Raw genomic sequence first — 19,647 nt, forward strand, 5'->3', positions numbered from 1 at the left:
TGGAGCCGTACGGCGTAATTGTGGGGTGGTGAGAGCTCGCGCTGCGGGGCGGCGCGCGGCGCCCGGCCGGGGCGGCCCGCCCCCCCCCCCACCGCGAGGTCCAGCGGTTCGCCGACCAGGTAGTCGGCCGGCACCCGCAGCCGCAGGTGGAGCTTCTTGGCGTGGTAGTCGTGCAGCCGCTGCGGCCCCCACTGGGCCACCGGCAGCACGACCGCGTCGGTGGTCAGCGCCAGCCGGGCCACGCCGGTGCGCGCCTCCATCGGCCACCAGTCGGGGTCGCGGGTGACCGAGCCCTCCGGGTAGATGACGACGACGTTGCCGCGGGCGAGGTCGGCCTCCGCGGCGGTCAGCGAGGCGCGGGCGTCGGCCGAGCCGCGCGCCACCGGGATCTGGCCGGCGCTGTGCAGGATGCGCCCGACCACGCCGGTGAACACCGAGGCCTTGGCCAGGAAGTGCGGGACGCGGCCGCAGTCCCAGACCAGCCGCGCGCAGGCCAGCGGGTCGAGGACCGAGACGTGGTTGGCCACCACGATGACCGGCCCGGTGCGCGGGAACCGCTCGGCGTGCCGGTAGCGCATCCGGAACAGCAGGGAGACCAGCGGGTACACCACGGCGACGCACAGCGCGAGCGCCGGCGGGATCCGCCCGCGCGTCCGCCACCGCGACGGCGGACCTCCCGGTCGGCGCGCGATCCCCGGGGACCGGTCCTGGGTCACCGGCGCCCTCCCTCCTGCCGCTCCCGCGGCCTGCCGCCGCGGGATTGATCTGCGCCCATGATCGGGCCTGGTCCGGTCCCCCCGCTGCACGGGGTCCCCGGCGCGGGCGGAGCGCCCCCTCCCGCGGCCGGTGTGGTCACATGGGACCCGTGTCAGGGTGGTCGGTCGTCGTCCCGGCGAAACGGCTCGCCGTGGCCAAGACCCGGCTGACCCCGCTGACCGACTCCCTCGGCGGCCCGCCGGGCTCCGCCCACGCCGAGCTGGTGCTGGCCCTGCTGGCCGACACCGTGTCGGCCGCGCTCGCCTCGGCCGCGGTCGCCGAGGTCCTGGTGGTCACCGACGAGCCGCGGGCAGCCGCCGCGGTCACCGCGCTGGGCGCCCGGACCGTGCCCGACGAGCCCGACCGCGGCCTGAACCCCGCGCTCGCCCACGGCGCCCGCGCCGCCGGCAGCCGCACGGTCGCGGCGCTGTCCTCCGACCTCCCGGCGCTGCGGCCCGACGAGCTGACCGCCGCGCTGACCGCGGCCGGGACGGCGCCGCGCTGCTTCGTCGCCGACGCGCAGGGCACCGGGACGACGCTGCTCACCGCCGCCGGCGCCGACCTCGCCCCCGCGTTCGGGGCCGGGTCGGCCGGGCGGCACCGCGCCGGCGGCGCGGTGGAGCTCACCGGGAGCTGGCCGGGGCTGGCCCGGGACGTCGACACCGCCGCCGACCTGGCCGCGGCCGTGGCCCTCGGTGTGGGCGAGCACACCGGCGCCCTGCTGGCGGGGACCCTCGAACGCCCCTGAGCGTTGCCCGCCGTTCACCTTGCTGCGGCACGATGACCGCGTGCCCTCCACCCGATCCGGCGTCCCGTCCGAGCGGTACATCAACCGCGAGCTGTCCTGGCTGGACTTCAACGCCCGCGTCCTCGAGCTGGCCGAGGACGACTCCCTGCCGCTCCTGGAGCGGGTGAAGTTCCTCGCGATCTTCGCCAGCAACCTCGACGAGTTCTACATGGTGCGGATCGCCGGCCTGAAGCGCCGCCAGAGCACCGGGCTCACCGTCCGCTCCCCCGACGGGCTGACCATCCGCGAGCAGCTGGCGCGGGTGACCGAGCGGACCCGCGAGCTGGTGCACCGGCACGGCGACGTGTTCACCAAGGACATCACCCCGCGCCTGGAGGACGCCGGGATCCGCATCGTGCACTGGGACGACCTGGCCGACGTCGAGGCCAAGCGGCTGCGCGAGTACTTCCGCGACCAGGTCTTCCCGGTGCTCACCCCGCTGGCCGTCGACCCGGCCCACCCGTTCCCCTACATCAGCGGGCTCTCGCTCAACCTCGCCGTCTCGGTGCGCGACCCCGACACCGGGGCGCCGCGGTTCGCCCGGCTCAAGGTGCCCAACAACGTCCCGCGGTTCATCCCGGTGGGCGCGCCCGACTCCGAGGCGACCTTCCTGCCCCTCGAGGACCTCATCGCCGCCCACCTGCCGCAGCTGTTCCCCGGCCTCGACGTGCTCGACCACCACCTGTTCCGCGTCACCCGCAACGCCGACCTGGAGGTGGAGGAGGACCGCGACGAGGACCTGCTGCAGGCCCTGGAGCGCGAGCTGGCCCGGCGCCGCTTCGGCCCCGCGGTGCGCCTCGAGGTCGCCGAGTCGATGGACCCCCGGATCCTGCAGGTCCTGATCAACGAGCTGGAGGTCGACAAGGAGGACGTCGTCCAGGTGCCCGGCCTGCTCGACCTCGCCGCGCTGTGGGCGCTGGTCGACCTCGACCGGCCGGAGCTCAAGGACGAGCCGTTCGTGCCGGCCACCCACCCCCGGCTGTCGGAGGGGGAGACGCCCAAGAGCGTGTTCGCCACGCTGCGGGAGGGCGACGTGCTCGTCCACCACCCGTACCAGTCGTTCGCGACCAGCGTGCAGCGCTTCATCGAGCAGGCCGCCGCAGATCCGAACGTGCTGGCGATCAAGCAGACGCTCTACCGCACCTCCGGCGACTCCCCGATCGTGAACGCCCTCATCGACGCGGCCGAGGCGGGCAAGCAGGTCGTCGTCCTCGTGGAGATCAAGGCGCGCTTCGACGAGGAGGCCAACATCAGCTGGGCCCGCTCGCTGGAGCGCGCCGGCTGCCACGTCGTCTACGGCCTGGTCGGGCTGAAGACGCACTGCAAGACGGCGCTGGTGGTACGCCGCGAGGGCAGCGTCATCCGCCGCTACTGCCACATCGGCACGGGCAACTACAACCCGAAGACCGCCCGCCTCTACGAGGACCTGGGCATCCTGACCGCCGACCCGCGGGTGGGCGCCGACCTCACCGACCTGTTCAACACCCTCACCGGCTACTCGCGGCAGACGACCTACCGCCGGCTGATGGTGGCGCCGCACGGGGTCCGCGCCGGGCTGGTGGAGAAGATCCGCCGCGAGGCCCGGCACGCCCGCGAGGGCCGGCCGGCCGGCATCCGGATCAAGGTGAACTCGCTGGTCGACGAGCAGGTCATCGACGCGCTGTACGAGGCCTCGGCGGCGGGCGTCCCGGTGGAGCTGTTCATCCGCGGCATCTGCTCGCTGCGGCCCGGCGTCCCGGGCCTGTCCGAGAACGTGCGGGTGCGCTCGATCGTCGGCCGCTTCCTCGAGCACTCGCGGGTGATGCACTTCCGCAACGCGGGCGAGGGCGAGTGGTGGATCGGCAGCGCCGACCTCATGCACCGCAACCTCGACCGGCGGGTGGAGGTGCTGCTGCAGGTCTGCGACGAGCAGGCGCACCGCACCCTGGAGGACGTCTTCGACCGGGCCATGGCCGAGGACGTCCGCTGCTGGGAGCTGGGGCCCGACGCCACCTGGACCCGCCGGGAGGGACGGGACTACCAGGCGGGGCTCATGGCGATGGTCGCCGAGCACGCGAACGGCACCGCCTGATGGTCGTCCGGGCCGCGGGCGGGGCGCTGTGGCGGCCGGCCTCTGACGGGGGCGTCGAGACGGCGGTGGTGCACCGGCCCAAGTACGACGACTGGTCGCTGCCCAAGGGCAAGCTCGACCCCGGGGAGCACACGCTGACCGCCGCGGTCCGGGAGGCCGTCGAGGAGACGGGACTGGCCGTCGTCGCGGGGCGGCGGAGCGTGCGCACCGAGTACGAGGTCGCCGAGGGCGTCAAGCGCGTCGACTACTGGCTCATGCGGGTGGTGGGCGGGGAGTTCACGCCCAACTCCGAGGTCGACGACCTGCGCTGGCTGTCCCTGGACGACGCCGCCGAGCAGGTGAGCCACGACGCCGACCGCGCGGTCCTGGCCGACCTCGCGCGCACCGACGTCCCCCGGGAGCCGACCCTGCTGCTGGTGCGGCACGGCCGGGCCGGGGACAAGTCGGAGTGGGACGGCCCCGACGACCTGCGGCCGCTGGACGCCAAGGGCCGCCGGCAGGCCGCGCGGCTGGCCGAGGTGCTGCCGCTGTTCGCCCCGACCGCGGTGCTGACCGCGCGGCGCACCCGCTGCCGGGAGACCGTGCAACCGCTGGCCGATCGGCTCGGGCTCCCGGTGGAGGACTGCCCGGAGCTCGGGGAGGTCGAGTTCAGCGCCGACCCGGAGGCGGGCCTCACCGTCGTCGAGCGGCTGCTGGAGCCGCGCGAGGAGCCGGGGGTGACCGTCGTCTGCAGCCAGGGCGGGGCCATCCCGTCGGTCCTGCTGAGCCTGGGCGTCCGCTGGGCCGGGGTGGCCGGGCGGCTGCACCCGCCGGCGGCGAAGGGCAGCGTGTGGGCCCTGGCCGGCCGGCCGGGGGCGCTGGCGGCCGACTACTACCGCCACTTCGACCCCGACCCCGACGACGCCGCCCCCCGCTGAGACGCGAGGGGGGCGAGGACGCCGTGTGCGTCCCCGCCCCTCCGGCCCCGTCCAGGGCACCGCCGCGAGCGGGCGAGCGGTGGGGAGGACGGGGTCCTCCCTCAGGCGGGGAGGGCGGGCAGCGCCTTCGGCAGCCAGGGCTTGCGGGCCGCCTCGTAGGCCTCGATGTCGGCCACGTGCCGCTCGGTCAGGCCGACGTCGTCGAGCCCCTCCAGCAGCCGCCATCGGGTGTAGTCGTCGATCTCGAAGGGCACGGTGACGCCCGCGTAGCGGACCTCCTTCGCCTGGAGGTCCACGGTCACCTCGGTGGTCGGGTCGGCCTCGATCGCCTTCCACAGCGCCTCGACGTCGGCCTGCGGCAGCAGCACGGTGAGCAGCCCGGCCTTGGTCGAGTTGTTGCGGAAGATGTCGGCGAACCGGGAGCTGATCACCGCGCGGAACCCGCCGTCCATGAGCGCCCAGACGGCGTGCTCGCGGGACGAGCCGGTGCCGAAGTCCGGCCCGGCGACCAGGATCGAGGCGTCCGCGTACTCGGGCTTGTTGAGCACGAAGTCCGGCTCGTTGGTGCGCCAGGCGACGAACAGGCCGTCCTCGAACCCGGTGCGGGTGATCCGCTTGAGGTACTCGGCCGGGATGATCTGGTCGGTGTCGACGTTGGTCCGCCGCAGCGGGGCCGCCGTGCCGGTGTGGGTGGTGAAGGCTTCCATCGGGGTCAGACTCCAGCCGTAGCAGGGACGTCGGCGTCGGCCAGGTCGGCCGGGGCGGTCAGGTGGCCGGTGAGCGCGGTGGCCGCGGCGACGGCCGGGCTGACCAGGTGGGTGCGGCCGCCCTTGCCCTGTCGCCCCTGGAAGTTCCGGTTGCTCGTGGAGGCCGAGCGCTCCCCCGGCTTGAGCTGGTCGGGGTTCATGCCCAGGCACATCGAGCAGCCCGCACCCCGCCACTCGGCGCCGGCCTCGAGGAAGACCTGGTCCAGCCCCTCGGCCTCGGCCTGCGCCTTGACCGCGACCGACCCCGGGACGACGAGCATCCGGGTGTCCGGGTCGATCCTCTTGCCGCGCAGCAGCTCGGCGGCGACGCGCAGGTCCTCGATCCGGCCGTTCGTGCAGGACCCGAGGAAGACGGTGTCGACCTCGATCTCCCGCAGCGGGGTGCCCGGGGTCAGGCCCATGTAGGCCAGCGCCCCCTCGACGTCGCGCCGGTCGTTCTCGTCGGCGAAGTCCGACGGGTCGGGCACCCGCTCCGAGATGGGCAGCCCCTGGCCCGGGTTGGTCCCCCAGGTGACGAACGGCGTCAGCGTCGAGGCGTCGATGCGCACCTCGCGGTCGAAGACGGCGTCCTCGTCGGTCCGCAGCGTCGACCAGTACTCGACGGCGGCGTCCCAGTCGGCGCCCTGCGGGGCGTGCGGCCTGCCCCGGAGGAAGTCGAACGTCGTCTGGTCGGGGGCGATCAGCCCGGCTTTGGCCCCGGCCTCGATCGACATGTTGCAGATCGTCATGCGGGCCTCCATCGAGAGCTTCTCGATGGCGCTGCCGCGGTACTCGATGACGTGGCCCTGGCCACCGCCGGTGCCGATCTCGGCGATGACGGCGAGGATGACGTCCTTGGCCGAGACGCCTGGGGGCAGCTCGCCGTCGACGGTGACCGCCATCTGCTTGGGCCGGTACTGCGGCAGGGTCTGCGTGGCCAGCACGTGCTCGACCTCGCTGGTGCCGATGCCGAAGGCCAGCGCGCCGAACGCCCCGTGGGTGGAGGTGTGGCTGTCGCCGCAGACGATCGTCATGCCCGGCTGGGTCAGCCCCAGCTGCGGGCCGATGACGTGCACGATGCCCTGGTCGCGGTCGCCCATCGGGGCCAGCCGGATGCCGAACTCGGCCGCGTTGCGGCGCAGCGCCTCGACCTGCGCGCGGCTGATCGGGTCGGCGATCGGCGCCAGGATGTCCAGCGTCGGGACGTTGTGGTCCTCGGTGGCCATCGTGAGGTCCGGACGGCGCACGGTGCGCCCGGCCGCCCGGAGGCCGTCGAAGGCCTGGGGGCTGGTCACCTCGTGGACGAGGTGCAGGTCGATGAAGAGCAGGTCCGGCTCGCCCGCGGCGCTGCGCACGACGTGGGCGTCGTAGACCTTCTCCGCCAGGGTCTTCGGCACGGCTGGTCCCTCCTGGGTGCGGATCTCACTGCGGCCTGCTGGCCATCCCATGATGTGGGATGCGAGTATTGCTGTGTGGGACAGCCTAACCCCGTCGCCGTGCTGGACAAAGCAGTGGCCATCCTCCGCGCCGTCGCCGCGGAGCCGGCGACCCTCGCCGAGCTGGTCGAGCGCACCGGCCTACCGCGCGCCACGGCGCACCGGCTGGCGGTGGCGCTGGAGGGTCACCGCCTGGTCCGCCGCACGACCGCCGGGGCGTGGGCGCCCGGCCCCGGCCTGGCCGAGCTGGGCCGCGGCACCGCCGACCTCGCCGAGATCGCCGGACGGCACCTGGCCACGCTGCGGGACGCCAGCGGTGAGAGCGCCCAGTTCTACGTGCGCGACGGCGCCACCCGCGTCTGCCTGGCCGCCGCCGAGCGCTCCTCGGGGCTGCGCGACACCGTCCCCGTGGGGGCGCGGCTGCCCATGACCGCCGGCTCGGCCGCCCACGCGCTGCTGGCCTTCGCCCCGGCCGACGAGGTCACCCCGCTGCTGCCGGCGGCGAGCTTCACCGCCCGCACGCTGCTCGACGTCCGCCGGCGGGGCTGGGCGCACAGCATCGCCGAGCGCGAGCCCGGCGTGGCGTCGCTGTCGGCACCGGTGCGCGACGCCGCGGGCGGGGTGCTGGGCGCGGTCTCCATCTCCGGTCCGGTGGAGCGGCTGGGCCGCCGCCCCTCCCCCGAGGTGGTCGGCGCCGTGCTGGAGGCGGCCGGCGCCATCTCCCGCGCCGCACGCTGAACGACCCTTCCCCGGCAGGACGGGCGGGCGTACACACCTGTCATGAGCCTGACCGACGTGTCCACCCGCGGCCGCTTCCGCATCGCCGAGCCCGGGGAGGGCATCGGCCTGGACGAGCTGGCCCTGGCCACCCGCAACCACGGGATGCCGCTGGAGGCGCTGCGCTACGACGTCACGCCACCCGGCCTGCACTACGTGCTCACCCACTACGACATCCCCGCGGTCGACCCCGCCGGGTGGCGGCTGGAGGTCGGCGGGGCGGTCGAGCGGCCGCTGCGGCTCGACCTCGACGCGCTGCGGAGCCGGCCGGCCGTCACCGCCCGCGTGCTGCTGGAGTGCGCCGGCAACGGGCGCGCCCGGCTCGAGCCCCGGCCGGTCAGCCAGCCGTGGCTGCTGGAGGCGGTCGGCTCGGCCGAGTGGACCGGCACCCCGCTGGCGCCGCTGCTCGAGGAGGCCGGTCCCTCCCCCGCCGCCGTCGACGTGGCCTTCACCGGCGCCGACCACGGCCTCGAGCGCGGCGTCGAGCAGGACTACACGCGGGGCCTGTCGCTGGCCGAGGCGTGCCGCCCCGACGTGCTGCTCGTGTGGGCGATGAACGGGGCGCCGCTGCCGTCCCAGCACGGCGCTCCCCTGCGGCTGCTGGTCCCCGGCTGGTACGGCATGGCGCAGGTCAAGTGGCTGACCCGCATCGAGGTCCTCGACCGTCCCTTCGACGGGTTCCAGAACGCCACGGCCTACCGGCTCAAGGTCGACGCGGACGACGCCGGCGAGCCCGTGACCCGGATCGCCCCGCGGGCGCTGATGACACCCCCCGGCTTCCCGGACTTCATGACCCGCGAGCGCTTCTGCCGCCCCGGGCCGGTGACGCTGACCGGGCGGGCCTGGTCGGGCCGGGCGCCGGTGACCTCCGTGGAGGTCAGCCCGGACGGCGGGCGCAGCTGGGTCGAGGCCGACCTGGCGCCCCCGGACCCGGCGCACCCGTTCGCCTGGCGGGCCTGGGTCCTGCCGTGGACCGCCGAGCCGGGCCGCTACGAGTTCGTCGTCCGCGCCAGCGACGCGGTCGGCGCGCAGCCCACCGAGCAACCGTGGAACCGGCAGGGCATGGCCAACAACCTGGTGCAGCGGGTGCCGGTGACGGTGCTCGACGGGTCCTGATCAGTGCACCGGCCGGTCGTCGTCGGCGGGGTGCTCCTCCACGACGACCGGGCGCAGCCGCGACCACAGCCCGAAGGCGGCGGCGAAGACCAGCATCGCGATGCCGACCCACAGGTTGGCGTTGAAGTCGCCGGTCTTGGCCCGTTCGGCCTCGTCGTTGGCGAACAGGCCCATGAGGACCAGGACGACGCCGTAGAACCCGATCAGGCCGGCGATGACGTTGCGGACGTCGAAGGCGCCGGCCCGGTGCTTCTCGGGCTGCTGTCCGGTGCTGCTCACGTGCGGCTCCTCTGCGGGTGCGGCGCTCATCGGAAGACGACGTTGAGGACGACGACCATGACCAGCGAGATCCCCGCCAGCTTGGTCGGCGACTGGTACCAGGGCAGCCGGTGCGCCTCCGGGTCGGTCCGCTGCTCGCGCGGGGTCTCGGAGTACACGAGGCCGGCCAGCTCGGCCACCGGCTTCGGCGCGGTGACCATCGTGACGGCGACGCTGACCACGATGTCGACGACGAAGGCGGCGCTGGCAGCAACGAAGCTGGCGCCCTGGCCGCTGAGCGGGATCACGCCGACCGATGCCGCGCCCAGCGCGTCCTCGCTGAGCACGGCCACGAGGACGGCGCCGAGCGTGCCGGACACCAGACCGGCCCAGCCCGCGGTCGGCGTCATCCGCTTCCAGAACATGCCGAGGATGAAGGTGGCGAACAGCGGCGCGTTGAAGAAGCCGAACAGCGTCTGCAGGTAGTCCATCAGGTTGCTGTAGCCCGACGCGATCAGCGCCGTCCCGATGGCGACCACCGTCGCGCCGACCGTGGCCCACCGGCCGACCCGCAGGTAGTACCCGTCGGGCCGGTCCTTCTTCACGTACTGCTGCCACAGGTCGTAGCTGAAGACGGTGTTGAAGGCGGAGATGTTGGCCGCCATACCGGCCATGAACGCGGCCAGCAGGCCGGCGATCGCGACGCCGAGCAGGCCGTTGGGCAGCACGTCCCGGATCAGCCCGAGCATCGCGTCGTTGTACTGCAGGCTGCTGTCCTGACCGGCCTTGAGCTGCTGGATCTCCGGCACCAGGATGCCGGCGATGATGCCCGGGACGACCACGATGAACGGCACGAACATCTTCGGGAACGAGCCGATGATCGGCGTGCTCCGGGCCGCGGACATCGACTTGGTCGCCATGGCGCGCTGCACCTCGACGAAGTTCGTCGTCCAGTAGCCGAACGAGAGCACGAAGCCCAGGCCGAACACGATCCCGACGACCGACCACACCGGGTTCTCGAAGGTCGACAGCTCGGTGCCGGGCCAGGACCGCAGCTGCTCCTCGTCCCCGGCCGCGGTGACCCGGTCGATGAGGCCGCCGATCCCGCCGACCCGGTGCAGGCCGATGAGGGTGACCGGCAGCAGCGCGGCCACGATGACGAAGAACTGCAGGACCTCGTTGTAGATGGCCGCCGACAGCCCGCCGAGGGTGATGTAGCTGAGCACCACAGCGGCGGCCACGATCAGCGAGAGCCACAACGGCCAGCCCAGCAGCGACTCGACGATGGTCGCCAGCAGGAACAGGTTGATGCCGGCGATGAGCACCTGGGCCAGCGCGAAGGACAGCGCGTTCACCAGGTGGGCGCCGGTGCCGAACCGCCGGCGCATGAACTCCGGGACGCTGCGCACCTTCGACCCGTAGTAGAAGGGCATCATCACCACGCCCAGGAAGAGCATGGCGGGCACCGCGCCGACCCAGAAGTAGTGCATCGTCGGCATGCCGTACTGCGCGCCGTTGGCCGACATCCCGATGATCTCGACCGCGCCGAGGTTCGCCGAGATGAACGCCAGCCCGGTCACCCACGCCGGCAGGGAGCGCCCGGAGAGGAAGAAGTCCAGGCTGTCGGAGACGCGGCGGCGGGCCGCGAAGCCGATGAGCAGGACGACGGCGAAGTAGACGACCACCAGCAGGTAGTCGACGAAGTTCGCATCGAGGCGTAGGGCGTCCACGGCGGGCTGACCTCCGGTCTCGGGTCGGGTGGGACGGGCTCAGGCGAGCCGGTGGGCCCCCGGAGACGGCACGACAGCGAAGGTCCGCGGCGGGCTGTACCCCTCCTGCGCGAATCGACCCGTGATCGTCGTCGCGACATCGCTGGTCAGCGCGGCATCGACGAGCACGATGGCGCTGCCGCCGAAACCGCCGCCCACCATGCGGGCCCCGAGCGCGCCGGCCTCCAGCGCGGTGGCCACGCAGGTGTCGAGCTCCACCGTGGAGATCTGGAAGTCGTCGCGCAGGGACGCGTGCCCCGCGGTGAGCACCGGCCCGATCGCCCCCGGACCCTCGGTCCCGCGCAGGAGCGCGACGACGTCGAGGACCCGGGCGTTCTCGGTGACGATGTGCCGGGCGCGCCGCAGCAGGACCGCTCCCTCGGGCGTGCCGTCGTCCAGGGCGGCGAGGGCGGCGACGTCCGGGACGTCGCGCAGCGCGGCCACCCCGAGCCGCTCGGCGGCCTGCTCGCACTCCCGGCGGCGGTCCCCGTAGCCGCCGGTGGCGTGGTCGTGCGTCGTCCTGGTGTCGACGACGAGCAGCTCCAGGCCGGCGGCCGCGAGGTCGAGGGGGACCTGCTCGGAGCTGCGGTCCCGGGTGTCCAGGAAGAGCGCGTGGCCCGCGGTGCACAGCAGCGACGCGGACTGGTCGAGGATCCCCGTCGGCGCACCGACGAAGTCGTTCTCGGCCCGCCGGGCGACGTCGACCAGGTCGGCGACGGCGAGGTCGGGTGCGGTCAGGTCGCGCAGCGCCAGGGCGACCGAGCACGACAGGGCGGCGGACGACGACAGGCCCATGCCCGCCGGGACGTCGCCGTCGACCAGCACGCTCACCCCGCCGGGCACCCGGTCCCGCAGCGCGTCGACGACCCCCGCCGGGTAGCCGGCCCAGCCGCCCGGGCGGCCCGGCGCGAGCTCCGCGACGGGCACCTCGACGCGGTCGCCCGGGTGCTGCGCCGAGACGAGGGCGACCAGGCCGTCGTCGCGGCGGCTGACGGCGGCGCGGGTGGTGTGCGGCAGGGCCACCGGCAGCACGAAGCCGTCGTTGTAGTCGGTGTGCTCGCCGATCACGTTGACCCGGCCCGGCGCGGCCCACACCCCCTCGGGCTCCCCGCCGAACGCCTCCGCGAAGGCCTTCCGGGCTCGCTCGACGGCGCTGCCTGCGACGCTCACTCGCCCGTCACCCGCACGTCTCCGATGGTCCGGTTCCGGACTCGCTCCGCTCCTCGCTCGCTGGCGCTCCCTGCGATGCTCACTCGCCCGTCACCCGCACGTTCCGCAGCTGCTCGGCGACGTCCTCCGGCGTGGTGTCGCTGATGAACGCGCCCATCCCGGACTCCGAGCCGGCCAGGTACTTGAGCTTGCCGGGCGCCCGGCGCAGCGAGAACAGCTGCAGGTGCAGCCACCAGTCCTCGCGGCCGCGGCCCACCGGCGCCTGGTTCCACGAGGCGATGTAGGGCATCGGGGTGTCGAACCGGTGGGCGAACCGGCCGAGGACGTCGAGGTAGACCTCCGCCAGCGCGTCGCGCTCCTCGTCGGTGAGCGCGGGGAGGTCGGGGACCCGCCGGTGCGGGAACAGCTGCAGCTCGTAGGGCCAGCGGGCCGCGGCCGGCACGAACGCCGTCCAGTGGTCGTTGGCCGCGACCACGCGCGGGCCGCTGCGCTCGGCGGTGAGGAGGTCGGCGAACAGGTCCCCGCCGGTGTCCGCCCGGTGCCGCTCGACCGAGGCCAGCACCTTCTCCACCCGGGGGGTCACGAACGGGTAGGCGTAGATCTGCCCGTGCGGGTGCGAGAGGGTCACCCCGATCTCCTCGCCGGAGTTCTCGAAGACGAAGACCTGCTCCACGCCCTCGATGGCGGACAGTTCCGCGGTGCGCTCGGCCCACACGTCGACCACCAGGCGGGCGCGCTCGGCGCCGAGGGTGGCGAAGGAGCGGTCGTGGTCGCTGGTGAACACCACGACCTCGCACCGGCCGAAGCCCGGGCGCAGCTCGGTCAGCGGCGCACCGGGAGCCGTCGGGGGGACGTCGCGCTCGACCGCGGTCGCCAGCGACGGGAAGCGGTTCTCGAAGACGACGACCTGGTAGTCGGCCTCGGGGACCTCGGTGGGCTCGCGGTCGGGCCGGGTCGGGCACAGCGGGCACAGGTCGGCCGGCGGGAGGAAGGTCCGCGTCTGCCGGTGCGAGGCCAGGACCACCCACTCACCGAGCAGCGGGTCCCACCGCAGCTGCGAGTGGGTGCTGACCGGCGGGAGGTCGCGGGGGTCCTGCGCCGTCCGTTCCGGGGCCGGAGAGCCTGCGTCGAAGTAGAGGATCTCCCGGCCGTCGGCCAGCCGACGACTCGTCCGGATCACGTGCACTCCCGCCTCCCCACCGCCCGTCACCGACCGTGAGCGGCGCCCAGACGCTAGTCCCGCGCCTGGTCGGGCGGCCACCCGGCCCCCGGACGGCGAGAGCCCCCGGCCGGTGTGGCCGGGGGCTCTCCCCTGCTGTAGCCCCGAAGGGATTCGAACCCTCGCTACCGCCGTGAGAGGGCGGCGTCCTGGGCCGCTAGACGACGGGGCCGTGCGCGCACCATCCTGCCATGCCCCCGACCGGGGCCGCGCACCGGCCCCACGAGCGCACCCGCCCCGGAACGGGAGAGACCCCCTGGCCGGGTGGCCAGGGGGTCTCCCCTGCTGTAGCCCCGAAGGGATTCGAACCCTCGCTACCGCCGTGAGAGGGCGGCGTCCTGGGCCGCTAGACGACGGGGCCGTGCGGTGGTGCAGAGGAACGCTGCTCCCAGGACAGAACAGCTTCCTCGCTGGGGTACCAGGACTCGAACCTAGACTAACGGAGCCAGAATCCGTCGGGCTGCCAATTACCCCATACCCCAAGGGTCGTGCTGCACCTCGCGGCGCTGACCACCACCATACCCGACGCTCTGCGGCGGGTTCGCCACCCCCCGGGGTGACGGTGGTCGCAGGTCCAGCGCCGGGGTGAGCGTCTCGGGCCGCAGCCGCCCCCGGGCACGGGCCACGAGGACGACGTAGCCGGCCATCGCCAGCAGGTCGACGGCGACGACGACCAGCCCCGTCCCCGCCGGCACCGCCTCGGTGGTGACGCCCTCGCCGAGCCCCCCGGCCAGCAGGAAGACCAGCACGTTGTTGACCGCGTGGAGGACGATCGCCGCCTCCAGCCCGCCGGTCAGCCACACGACGGCGGAGGCGGCCAGGCCGAAGGCGAACCGGTCGAGGAAGGTCCAGAAGTCCGGCGGCGCGTGCGCCGCGGAGAACAGCGCGGCGGTCACGACGGCGGCGGTGAGCGCCCCCGCGCGGGGCCCGCGGATCCACCCGGCGATCGCCTGGCTGAGGTAGCCGCGGAAGACGTACTCCTCGGCCGCCGACTGCAGCGGCGTGGTGAGCACCACGACCACCAGCAGCCAGCCGTAGGACGCCACCGGGCCGGTCACCTCGCCGGCCCCGGTGAGGAACCCGAGCAGGACGCTGAGCAGGATCCCCGCACCGAGCGTGGGCAGGGACAGCAGCGTGAAGGGCAGGAACAGCCGCCTTCGCAGCCGTCCCACGACCGACGACGACCAGCCCGGTCGCATCCCGTGCGCCGCGACCCACGCCAGCCAGACGATCGGGATCGCCACTATCAGCGACAGGTTGGTGATCAGCAGGACGCCGGGGTCGACCAGGTCCAGCAGCTGCAGGTCGGGGAACGCCCCGGTGACCAGCGCCGCCAGCAGCACCACGGTGGCCGCCACGGTGTAGACCACGACGACCAGCAGCAGCCCGAGCAGCGGCCGCCACCAGCGCCAGTCCCGCGAGCGCATCGCCTGCAGGTACGGCACCGGCACGTCGTGCGGCGGCGTGCCCGGCGGCGGCGCCCAGCGCACGCCGGGCGGGAGTCCCGGCGGGGCGGTGTGCGGTCCCGGCTGCAGCGGCACCGGTCCCAGCGGCCACGGCACGGGGCCCGCCGCGGCGCCGGTGGCCGGCAGCGAGTGGACCCCGTGGACCGCCCCCGGGACGAACGGCGGGGCCCCGTAGGGCCCGGTCGGCGGCGGCCCGGTGTAGGGCTCGTCGTCCGCGGGTCCCGGCGGGCCCGGGAGCCAGCCCGGCGGCACGGTCACGGCATCGCCGATCAGCCGGGGACCGACGCCCGGGCAGCGGCCAGGCGGGCCAGCGTGCGGTCCCGGCCGAGCAGCTCGATCGACTCGTACAGCGGTGGGGACACGGTGCGGCCGCTGACCGCCACCCGCACCGGCCCGAAGGCCTGGCGCGGCTTGCGGCCCAGGCCGTCGACGAGGGCGGTCTTGAGCGCCGCCTCGATGTCACCGGTGGCCCAGGTGGGCAGCTCCCGCAGCGCGGTCGCCGCGGCGTCGAGCACCTCGGCCGCCTCGGGGCCGGCCAGCTGCTTGGCGGCGGCGGCCGGGTCGATCGCGACGTCCTCCACGAACAGGAACCGCAGCAGGTCGACGGCCTCGGAGAGCACCACCACGCGCTCCTGGGCCAGCGGCGCGATCGCGGTCAGCACCCGCTCCTGCTCGGCCGTCGGCGGGTCGCTGACCAGGCCGGCGCCGGCCAGGAAGGGCACGACGCGGGCGACGAACTCCTCGACCGGCAGCGCCCGCAGGTGCGTGGCGTTGATCGCCTCGGCCTTCTTCAGGTCGAAGCGGGCGGGGTTGGCGCTGACCCGCGTGACGTCGAAGGCCTCGACCATCTCCGCCATGGAGAAGATGTCCCGGTCCTCGGCGATCGACCAGCCCAGCAGCGCCAGGTAGTTGGCGAACCCCTCGGGGACGAAGCCGCGCTCCCGGTAGACGTCGACGTTGGACTGCGGGTCGCGCTTGGACAGCTTCTTGTTCCCCTCCCCCGTCACGTAGGGCAGGTGGCCGAAGCGCGGGGTGTACCGCGCCACCCCGATGTCGGTGAGCGCCGCGTAGAGGGCCAGCTGCCGGGGCGTGGAGGGCAGCAGGTCCTCACCGCGCAGCACGTCGGTGACCTCCATGAGCGCGTCGTCCACGGGGTTCACGAACGGGTACAGCGGGACGCCGTTGCCGCGGACCAGGACGAAGTCGGGGACCGACCCGGCCGCGAAGCGCACCTCGCCGCGGACCAGGTCGGTCCAGACGAGGTCCTCCTCGGGCATCCGCAGGCGCAGCACCGGCTGGCGGCCCTCGTCCCGGAAGGCCGCCTTCTGCGCCTCGGTGAGGAAGCGGTCGGCGTTGTCGTAGCCGAGCTTGGGGTCCTGCCCGGCGGCCAGCCGGCGGGCCTCGACCTCCTCGTTGGTGGAGAACGACTCGTAGGCGTGGCCGGCGGCCAGCAGCTTGGCGGCGACCTCCCGGTAGACCTCGTGCCGCTCCGACTGCCGGTAGGGACCGTGCGGACCGCCGACCTCCGGGCCCTCGTCCCAGTCCAGGCCCAGCCAGCGGAGGCTGTCGAGCAGGTGCCGGTAGGACTCCTCGGAGTCCCGGGCGGCGTCGGTGTCCTCGATGCGGAAGACGAACGTGCCACCGGTGTGCCGGGCGTGCGCCCAGTTGAACAGCGCCGTCCGGAGCAGGCCGACGTGGACCGTGCCCGTCGGCGACGGGCAGAAGCGGGTGCGGACTCCGGCCCCCGGAGCGGTCACCGGGCGCCGCCGGCCGTGGAGGTGGTGTCGGCGCCGGAGACCGTGTTGGCCAGCGTCCCCAGCCCCTCGATGGTGACCTCGACGTGCTGCCCGGGGCGGATCGGCCCGACGCCGGACGGCGTGCCGGTGAGCACCACGTCGCCGGGCAGCAGGGTCATGACCTGCGAGATGTAGGAGATCAGCGTCGGGGTGTCGAAGAGCAGCTGGCTGGTGCGGCCGGACTGGCGCAGCTCGCCGTCCACGGTGCAGGTGACCTCGAGGTCGGCGGGGTCCTTGCCCAGCGCCCCCAGGTCGGTCTCGATCCAGGGGCCCAGCGGGCAGAAGGAGTCGAAGCCCTTGGCGCGGGTCCACTGCCCGTCGCTGCGCTGCATGTCCCGCTCGGTGACGTCGTTGCCGATCGTGTAGCCGAAGACGCTCGACAGCGCCTGCTCGGGGCTCACGTGCCGGGCGCCGCGGGCGCCGATGACGACGGCGAGCTCGGCCTCGTGGTGCACGTTGGTGCTGCCCGGCGGGATGCGGATGGCGTCCCCGGGGCCGATGACCGACGTCGACGGCTTGAGGAACAGCAGCGGTTCCTTGGGCGCGTCGCCGGTCTTCATCTCCTCGACGTGCGCGGCGTAGTTCTTCCCGACGCAGACGACCTTGCTCGGCAGGATCGGCGAGAGCAGCCGGACGTCGGCCTGCGCGAACCGCTGGCCGGTGAAGGAGATGGTGCCGAAGGGGTGTCCCTCGATCTGGGCGACCTGGCCGTCACCGTCGAGGACACCGAAGGACATGCCGGAGGGCGAGGCGAAACGGACGATGCGCACGCACCGAGGCTACTGACCCGCGCCGAGGGCGCCACAGCCCTACGGTCGGACCATGGCGTGCCGGCTCAGCGAGATCGTCGTCGACTGCCGCGACCCCGAGGCGCTGGCCGCGTGGTGGGCGGAGGTCCTGGGGTACCGCGTGCTCTCCCGGGACCGGGACGAGGTGGAGATCGGCCCGGAGGCGGGGTTCGGCGGTCCGGCGCCGACCCTGGTCTTCGGCCGGGTCGCCGACCCGAGCCCGGGCAAGCCGCGGCTGCACATCGACGTCAACGCCACCGACCGGGACCAGGACGCCGAGCTGGAGCGGCTGCTGGCCCTCGGGGCCACGCGGGCCGACGTCGGCCAGACCGGCGACGAGGGGTGGCACGTCCTGGCCGACCCCGAGGGCAACCCGTTCTGCCTGCTGCGCCGCCGCCTCGACCCGCTCTGACATCGTCGTCCTCCGGACGACACCGCGACCAGGAGCCGACCGCCGGCTCCGTGGAGCCCACCCGGACCGACCAAGGAGGAGATCATGATCCTGATCGTCATCAAGTTCCCCGTCCGGCCCGACCGGATCGACGAGTTCCGGGCCAAGGCCGACGAGTACGCCGCGGCGGTGAACGCCGAGGAGGGCAGCCTGTTCTTCGAGTGGTCCCGCAGCGTGCTGGACCCGAACACCTTCGTCTGCATCGAGGGCTTCCGGGACTCCGAGGCCGGCGCCTCGCACGTGGCCACCCCGCACGCCAAGGCCGCCTTCGACTGGATGTCGGACCTGGTCGCGGAGCAGCCGCAGATCATCTACATCGACACCCCGGACGTCAGCGGCTTCGGCCCGATGGGCGAGGTCACGCCCCGGTCGTAGGCAGCGCCACGACCAGGTGACCCGGTCCCGACGCGTCCTCCCCCACCGCCACGGTCCGGGAGGACGCTCGGCGACCAGGTCACCTGGTCATCGCCCGGTGCCGGTCAGCCCTGCCCGGCGCGCACCGGGGCCCGGTGGCGGACGGCGTAGGTGAGCGCGTCGACCAGCGCGTGCCAGGACGCCTCGACGATGTTGTCGTGCACGCCGACGGTGGTCCACTCCCCCACCCCGTCGGTGCTGTCGATGAGCACCCGCGTGGTGGCGCTGGTGCCGCCCTTCCAGCCGAGGATGCGGACCTTGTAGTCGGCGAGCGAGACGCCGGCCAGCTGCGGGTAGCGGCTCACCAGCGCCTGCCGCAGCGCGTTGTCGAGGGCGTTGACCGGGCCGTTGCCCTCGCCGGTGCTGATGATCCGCTCCCCGTCGACGTGCACCTTGACGGTGGCCTCGCTGACCACGACGCCGTTCCCCCAGTGCTCGACCGAGGTCTTGTAGCTCTCCAGCTCGAACAGCGGCGCGGGGGCGTCGGGCAGCTGGGCGCGCAGCAGCAGCTCGAAGGAGGCGTCGGCCGCCTCGAACGACCAGCCGTCGGCCTCGAGCACCTTGACCTGGTCGACGACCCGGGCGATCGCGTCGGGGTGGCCGTCGAGGTCGACGCCGAGCTCGCGGCCCTTGAGCTCCACCGACGCGCGGCCGGCCATCTCGGTCACCAGGATGCGCATGTCGTTGCCGACGACGCCCGGGTCGAGGTGGTTGTACAGCTCGGGGCTGACCTTGATCGCGCTGGCGTGCAGACCGGCCTTGTGCGCGAAGGCCGAGGCGCCGACGTAGGGCTGGTGGTCGTCGGGGGCGATGTTGGCCAGCTCGGCGATCGCGTGGCTGACCCGCTGCAGCTCCGGCAGGCACTCGGCCGGCACCACCGGCAGGCCCATCTTCGTCACCAGGTTCGCGATGAGGACGAAGGTGTCGGCGTTGCCGGCCCGCTCGCCGTAGCCGTTCGCCGTCCCCTGCACGTGCGTGACGCCGGCCTCCACCGCGGCCAGGCTGTTGGCCACCGCGCAGCCGGTGTCGTCCTGGCAGTGGATGCCGAGCCGGCCGCTGACCCGCGACCGGACCTCGGCGACGACCCGCCCGACGTCCATCGGCAGCATCCCGCCGTTGGTGTCGCACATGACCCCGACCTCGGCGCCGGCCCCGAACGCGGCCTCCAGCACGCGGACGCCGTAGTCCGGGTCGGCCCGGTAGCCGTCGAAGAAGTGCTCGCAGTCGAGGAACACCCGCCGGCCGTGGCCGACGAAGAACTCGACGGTGTCGCGCACCATCGCCAGGTTCTCCTCGAGCGTCGTCCGCAGCGCCTCGCGGACGTGCCGGACGTCGGACTTGGCGACCAGGCAGACGACCGGCGTCTCGGCGTCGAGCAGGGCACGGACCTGCGGGTCGTCCGCCACGCGGACCCCGGCCTTGCGGGTCGCGCCGAAGGCCACCAGCTGGGCGTGGCGGAGCTTGAGCTCGGTGCGGGCACGAGCGAAGAACTCGGTGTCCTTGGGCAGCGCGCCGGGCCACCCGCCCTCGATGAACCCCACCCCGATCTCGTCGAGCAGCCGGGCGACGGCCAGCTTGTCGGCGACGGAGTAGCTCACCCCCTCGCGCTGCGCGCCGTCGCGCAGGGTCGTGTCGAAGACGTGGAAGTCCGTGGCGGGGGCGGCGTGGAGGGTCATCGGTTCTCCGGGGGCTGGTCGGCAACGGCCCGAA

Annotated in this window: 18 protein-coding genes and 3 tRNA genes; 7 read left to right on the top strand and 14 right to left on the bottom strand. The window is 73.9% G+C overall.

What is annotated here, in order from left to right; all coding sequences use genetic code 11:
• A partial coding sequence (locus ACI79I_RS19695) for a lysophospholipid acyltransferase family protein (protein ID WP_456994007.1) occupies positions 1-716 on the bottom strand: 716 nt, incomplete at its 3' end.
• A gap of 140 nt (positions 717-856) precedes the next feature.
• On the opposite strand from ACI79I_RS19695, the gene cofC reads away from it, so the two are divergent.
• Genes cofC through ACI79I_RS19710 form a run of 3 tightly spaced genes read left to right on the top strand, consistent with a single transcriptional unit; the run spans position 857 to position 4,531 of the window.
• Positions 857-1,504: a 2-phospho-L-lactate guanylyltransferase gene (gene cofC / locus ACI79I_RS19700; protein ID WP_456994008.1), complete on the top strand. Its 648-nt coding sequence runs from the start codon at positions 857-859 to the stop codon at positions 1,502-1,504.
• Positions 1,505-1,544: 40 nt separating this feature from the next.
• Positions 1,545-3,614, top strand: a complete 2,070-nt coding sequence (locus ACI79I_RS19705) for an RNA degradosome polyphosphate kinase (RefSeq protein WP_456994009.1) — start codon at positions 1,545-1,547, stop codon at positions 3,612-3,614.
• The gene (locus ACI79I_RS19710; protein WP_456994010.1) at positions 3,614-4,531 is read left to right on the top strand and encodes an NUDIX hydrolase; all 918 of its coding nucleotides are present in this window, start codon (positions 3,614-3,616) and stop codon (positions 4,529-4,531) included. Before ACI79I_RS19705 ends, ACI79I_RS19710 begins: the two co-directional genes overlap by 1 nt.
• 101 nt (positions 4,532-4,632) lie before the next feature.
• On the opposite strand, the gene leuD is transcribed toward ACI79I_RS19710, so the two are convergent.
• Both leuD and leuC read right to left on the bottom strand, forming a co-directional pair.
• Positions 4,633-5,238, bottom strand: coding sequence for a 3-isopropylmalate dehydratase small subunit (leuD, locus tag ACI79I_RS19715; RefSeq protein WP_456994011.1), 606 nt, complete (start codon positions 5,236-5,238; stop codon positions 4,633-4,635).
• 5 nt (positions 5,239-5,243) lie between these two features.
• Positions 5,244-6,674 carry a 3-isopropylmalate dehydratase large subunit gene (gene leuC / locus ACI79I_RS19720; protein WP_456994012.1) on the bottom strand — a complete coding sequence of 477 codons (1,431 nt, stop codon included), beginning with the start codon at positions 6,672-6,674 and terminating at the stop codon, positions 5,244-5,246.
• Between the two features lie 99 nt (positions 6,675-6,773).
• Between leuC and ACI79I_RS19725 the strand changes: the two genes are divergently transcribed.
• Positions 6,774-7,451, top strand: a complete 678-nt coding sequence (locus ACI79I_RS19725) for an IclR family transcriptional regulator (RefSeq protein WP_456946404.1) — start codon at positions 6,774-6,776, stop codon at positions 7,449-7,451.
• A 42-nt stretch (positions 7,452-7,493) separates the two neighbouring features.
• Positions 7,494-8,606, top strand: a complete 1,113-nt coding sequence (locus tag ACI79I_RS19730) for a sulfite oxidase (RefSeq protein ID WP_456994013.1) — start codon at positions 7,494-7,496, stop codon at positions 8,604-8,606.
• On the opposite strand, the gene ACI79I_RS19735 is transcribed toward ACI79I_RS19730, so the two are convergent.
• The 10 genes from ACI79I_RS19735 to ACI79I_RS19780 form a co-directional block, all read right to left on the bottom strand.
• Positions 8,607-8,885 (bottom strand): hypothetical protein, encoded by a 279-nt coding sequence (locus ACI79I_RS19735; protein ID WP_456994015.1) that lies wholly within the window; start codon positions 8,883-8,885, stop codon positions 8,607-8,609.
• 26 nt (positions 8,886-8,911) lie between these two features.
• The gene (locus ACI79I_RS19740) at positions 8,912-10,594 is read right to left on the bottom strand and encodes a sodium:solute symporter family protein (protein WP_456994016.1); all 1,683 of its coding nucleotides are present in this window, start codon (positions 10,592-10,594) and stop codon (positions 8,912-8,914) included.
• A gap of 39 nt (positions 10,595-10,633) precedes the next feature.
• Positions 10,634-11,803: a galactokinase gene (gene galK, locus ACI79I_RS19745; protein WP_456994017.1), complete on the bottom strand. Its 1,170-nt coding sequence runs from the start codon at positions 11,801-11,803 to the stop codon at positions 10,634-10,636.
• 79 nt (positions 11,804-11,882) lie between these two features.
• Positions 11,883-12,983: a galactose-1-phosphate uridylyltransferase gene (gene galT / locus ACI79I_RS19750; RefSeq protein WP_456994018.1), complete on the bottom strand. Its 1,101-nt coding sequence runs from the start codon at positions 12,981-12,983 to the stop codon at positions 11,883-11,885.
• A 138-nt stretch (positions 12,984-13,121) separates the two neighbouring features.
• Positions 13,122-13,194, bottom strand: a tRNA-Glu gene (locus ACI79I_RS19755).
• 116 nt (positions 13,195-13,310) lie between these two features.
• Positions 13,311-13,383 (bottom strand) — tRNA-Glu (locus tag ACI79I_RS19760).
• A gap of 49 nt (positions 13,384-13,432) precedes the next feature.
• Positions 13,433-13,504, bottom strand: a tRNA-Gln gene (locus ACI79I_RS19765).
• A complete protein-coding gene (locus tag ACI79I_RS19770) occupies positions 13,490-14,746 on the bottom strand; it encodes a CPBP family glutamic-type intramembrane protease (RefSeq protein ID WP_456994019.1) in 1,257 nt (418 codons plus the stop codon). Before ACI79I_RS19770 ends, ACI79I_RS19765 begins: the two co-directional genes overlap by 15 nt.
• A gap of 11 nt (positions 14,747-14,757) precedes the next feature.
• The gene (gene gltX, locus ACI79I_RS19775; RefSeq protein ID WP_456994020.1) at positions 14,758-16,245 is read right to left on the bottom strand and encodes a glutamate--tRNA ligase; all 1,488 of its coding nucleotides are present in this window, start codon (positions 16,243-16,245) and stop codon (positions 14,758-14,760) included.
• Positions 16,242-17,054 carry a fumarylacetoacetate hydrolase family protein gene (locus ACI79I_RS19780; RefSeq protein ID WP_456994021.1) on the bottom strand — a complete coding sequence of 271 codons (813 nt, stop codon included), beginning with the start codon at positions 17,052-17,054 and terminating at the stop codon, positions 16,242-16,244. Before ACI79I_RS19780 ends, gltX begins: the two co-directional genes overlap by 4 nt.
• A gap of 52 nt (positions 17,055-17,106) precedes the next feature.
• Here ACI79I_RS19780 and ACI79I_RS19785 point away from each other — a divergent pair, with 52 nt between their 5' ends.
• Both ACI79I_RS19785 and ACI79I_RS19790 read left to right on the top strand, forming a co-directional pair.
• The gene (locus ACI79I_RS19785; RefSeq protein WP_456994022.1) at positions 17,107-17,484 is read left to right on the top strand and encodes a VOC family protein; all 378 of its coding nucleotides are present in this window, start codon (positions 17,107-17,109) and stop codon (positions 17,482-17,484) included.
• Between the two features lie 84 nt (positions 17,485-17,568).
• Positions 17,569-17,898, top strand: a complete 330-nt coding sequence (locus ACI79I_RS19790; protein WP_456946414.1) for a putative quinol monooxygenase — start codon at positions 17,569-17,571, stop codon at positions 17,896-17,898.
• A 104-nt stretch (positions 17,899-18,002) separates the two neighbouring features.
• Here ACI79I_RS19790 and cimA read toward each other — a convergent pair whose 3' ends face one another.
• Positions 18,003-19,613, bottom strand: a complete 1,611-nt coding sequence (gene cimA / locus ACI79I_RS19795; protein ID WP_456994023.1) for a citramalate synthase — start codon at positions 19,611-19,613, stop codon at positions 18,003-18,005.
• Positions 19,614-19,647: the final 34 nt, after the last annotated feature.

The sequence above is a fragment of the Geodermatophilus sp. SYSU D01105 genome (genome assembly GCF_054050095.1).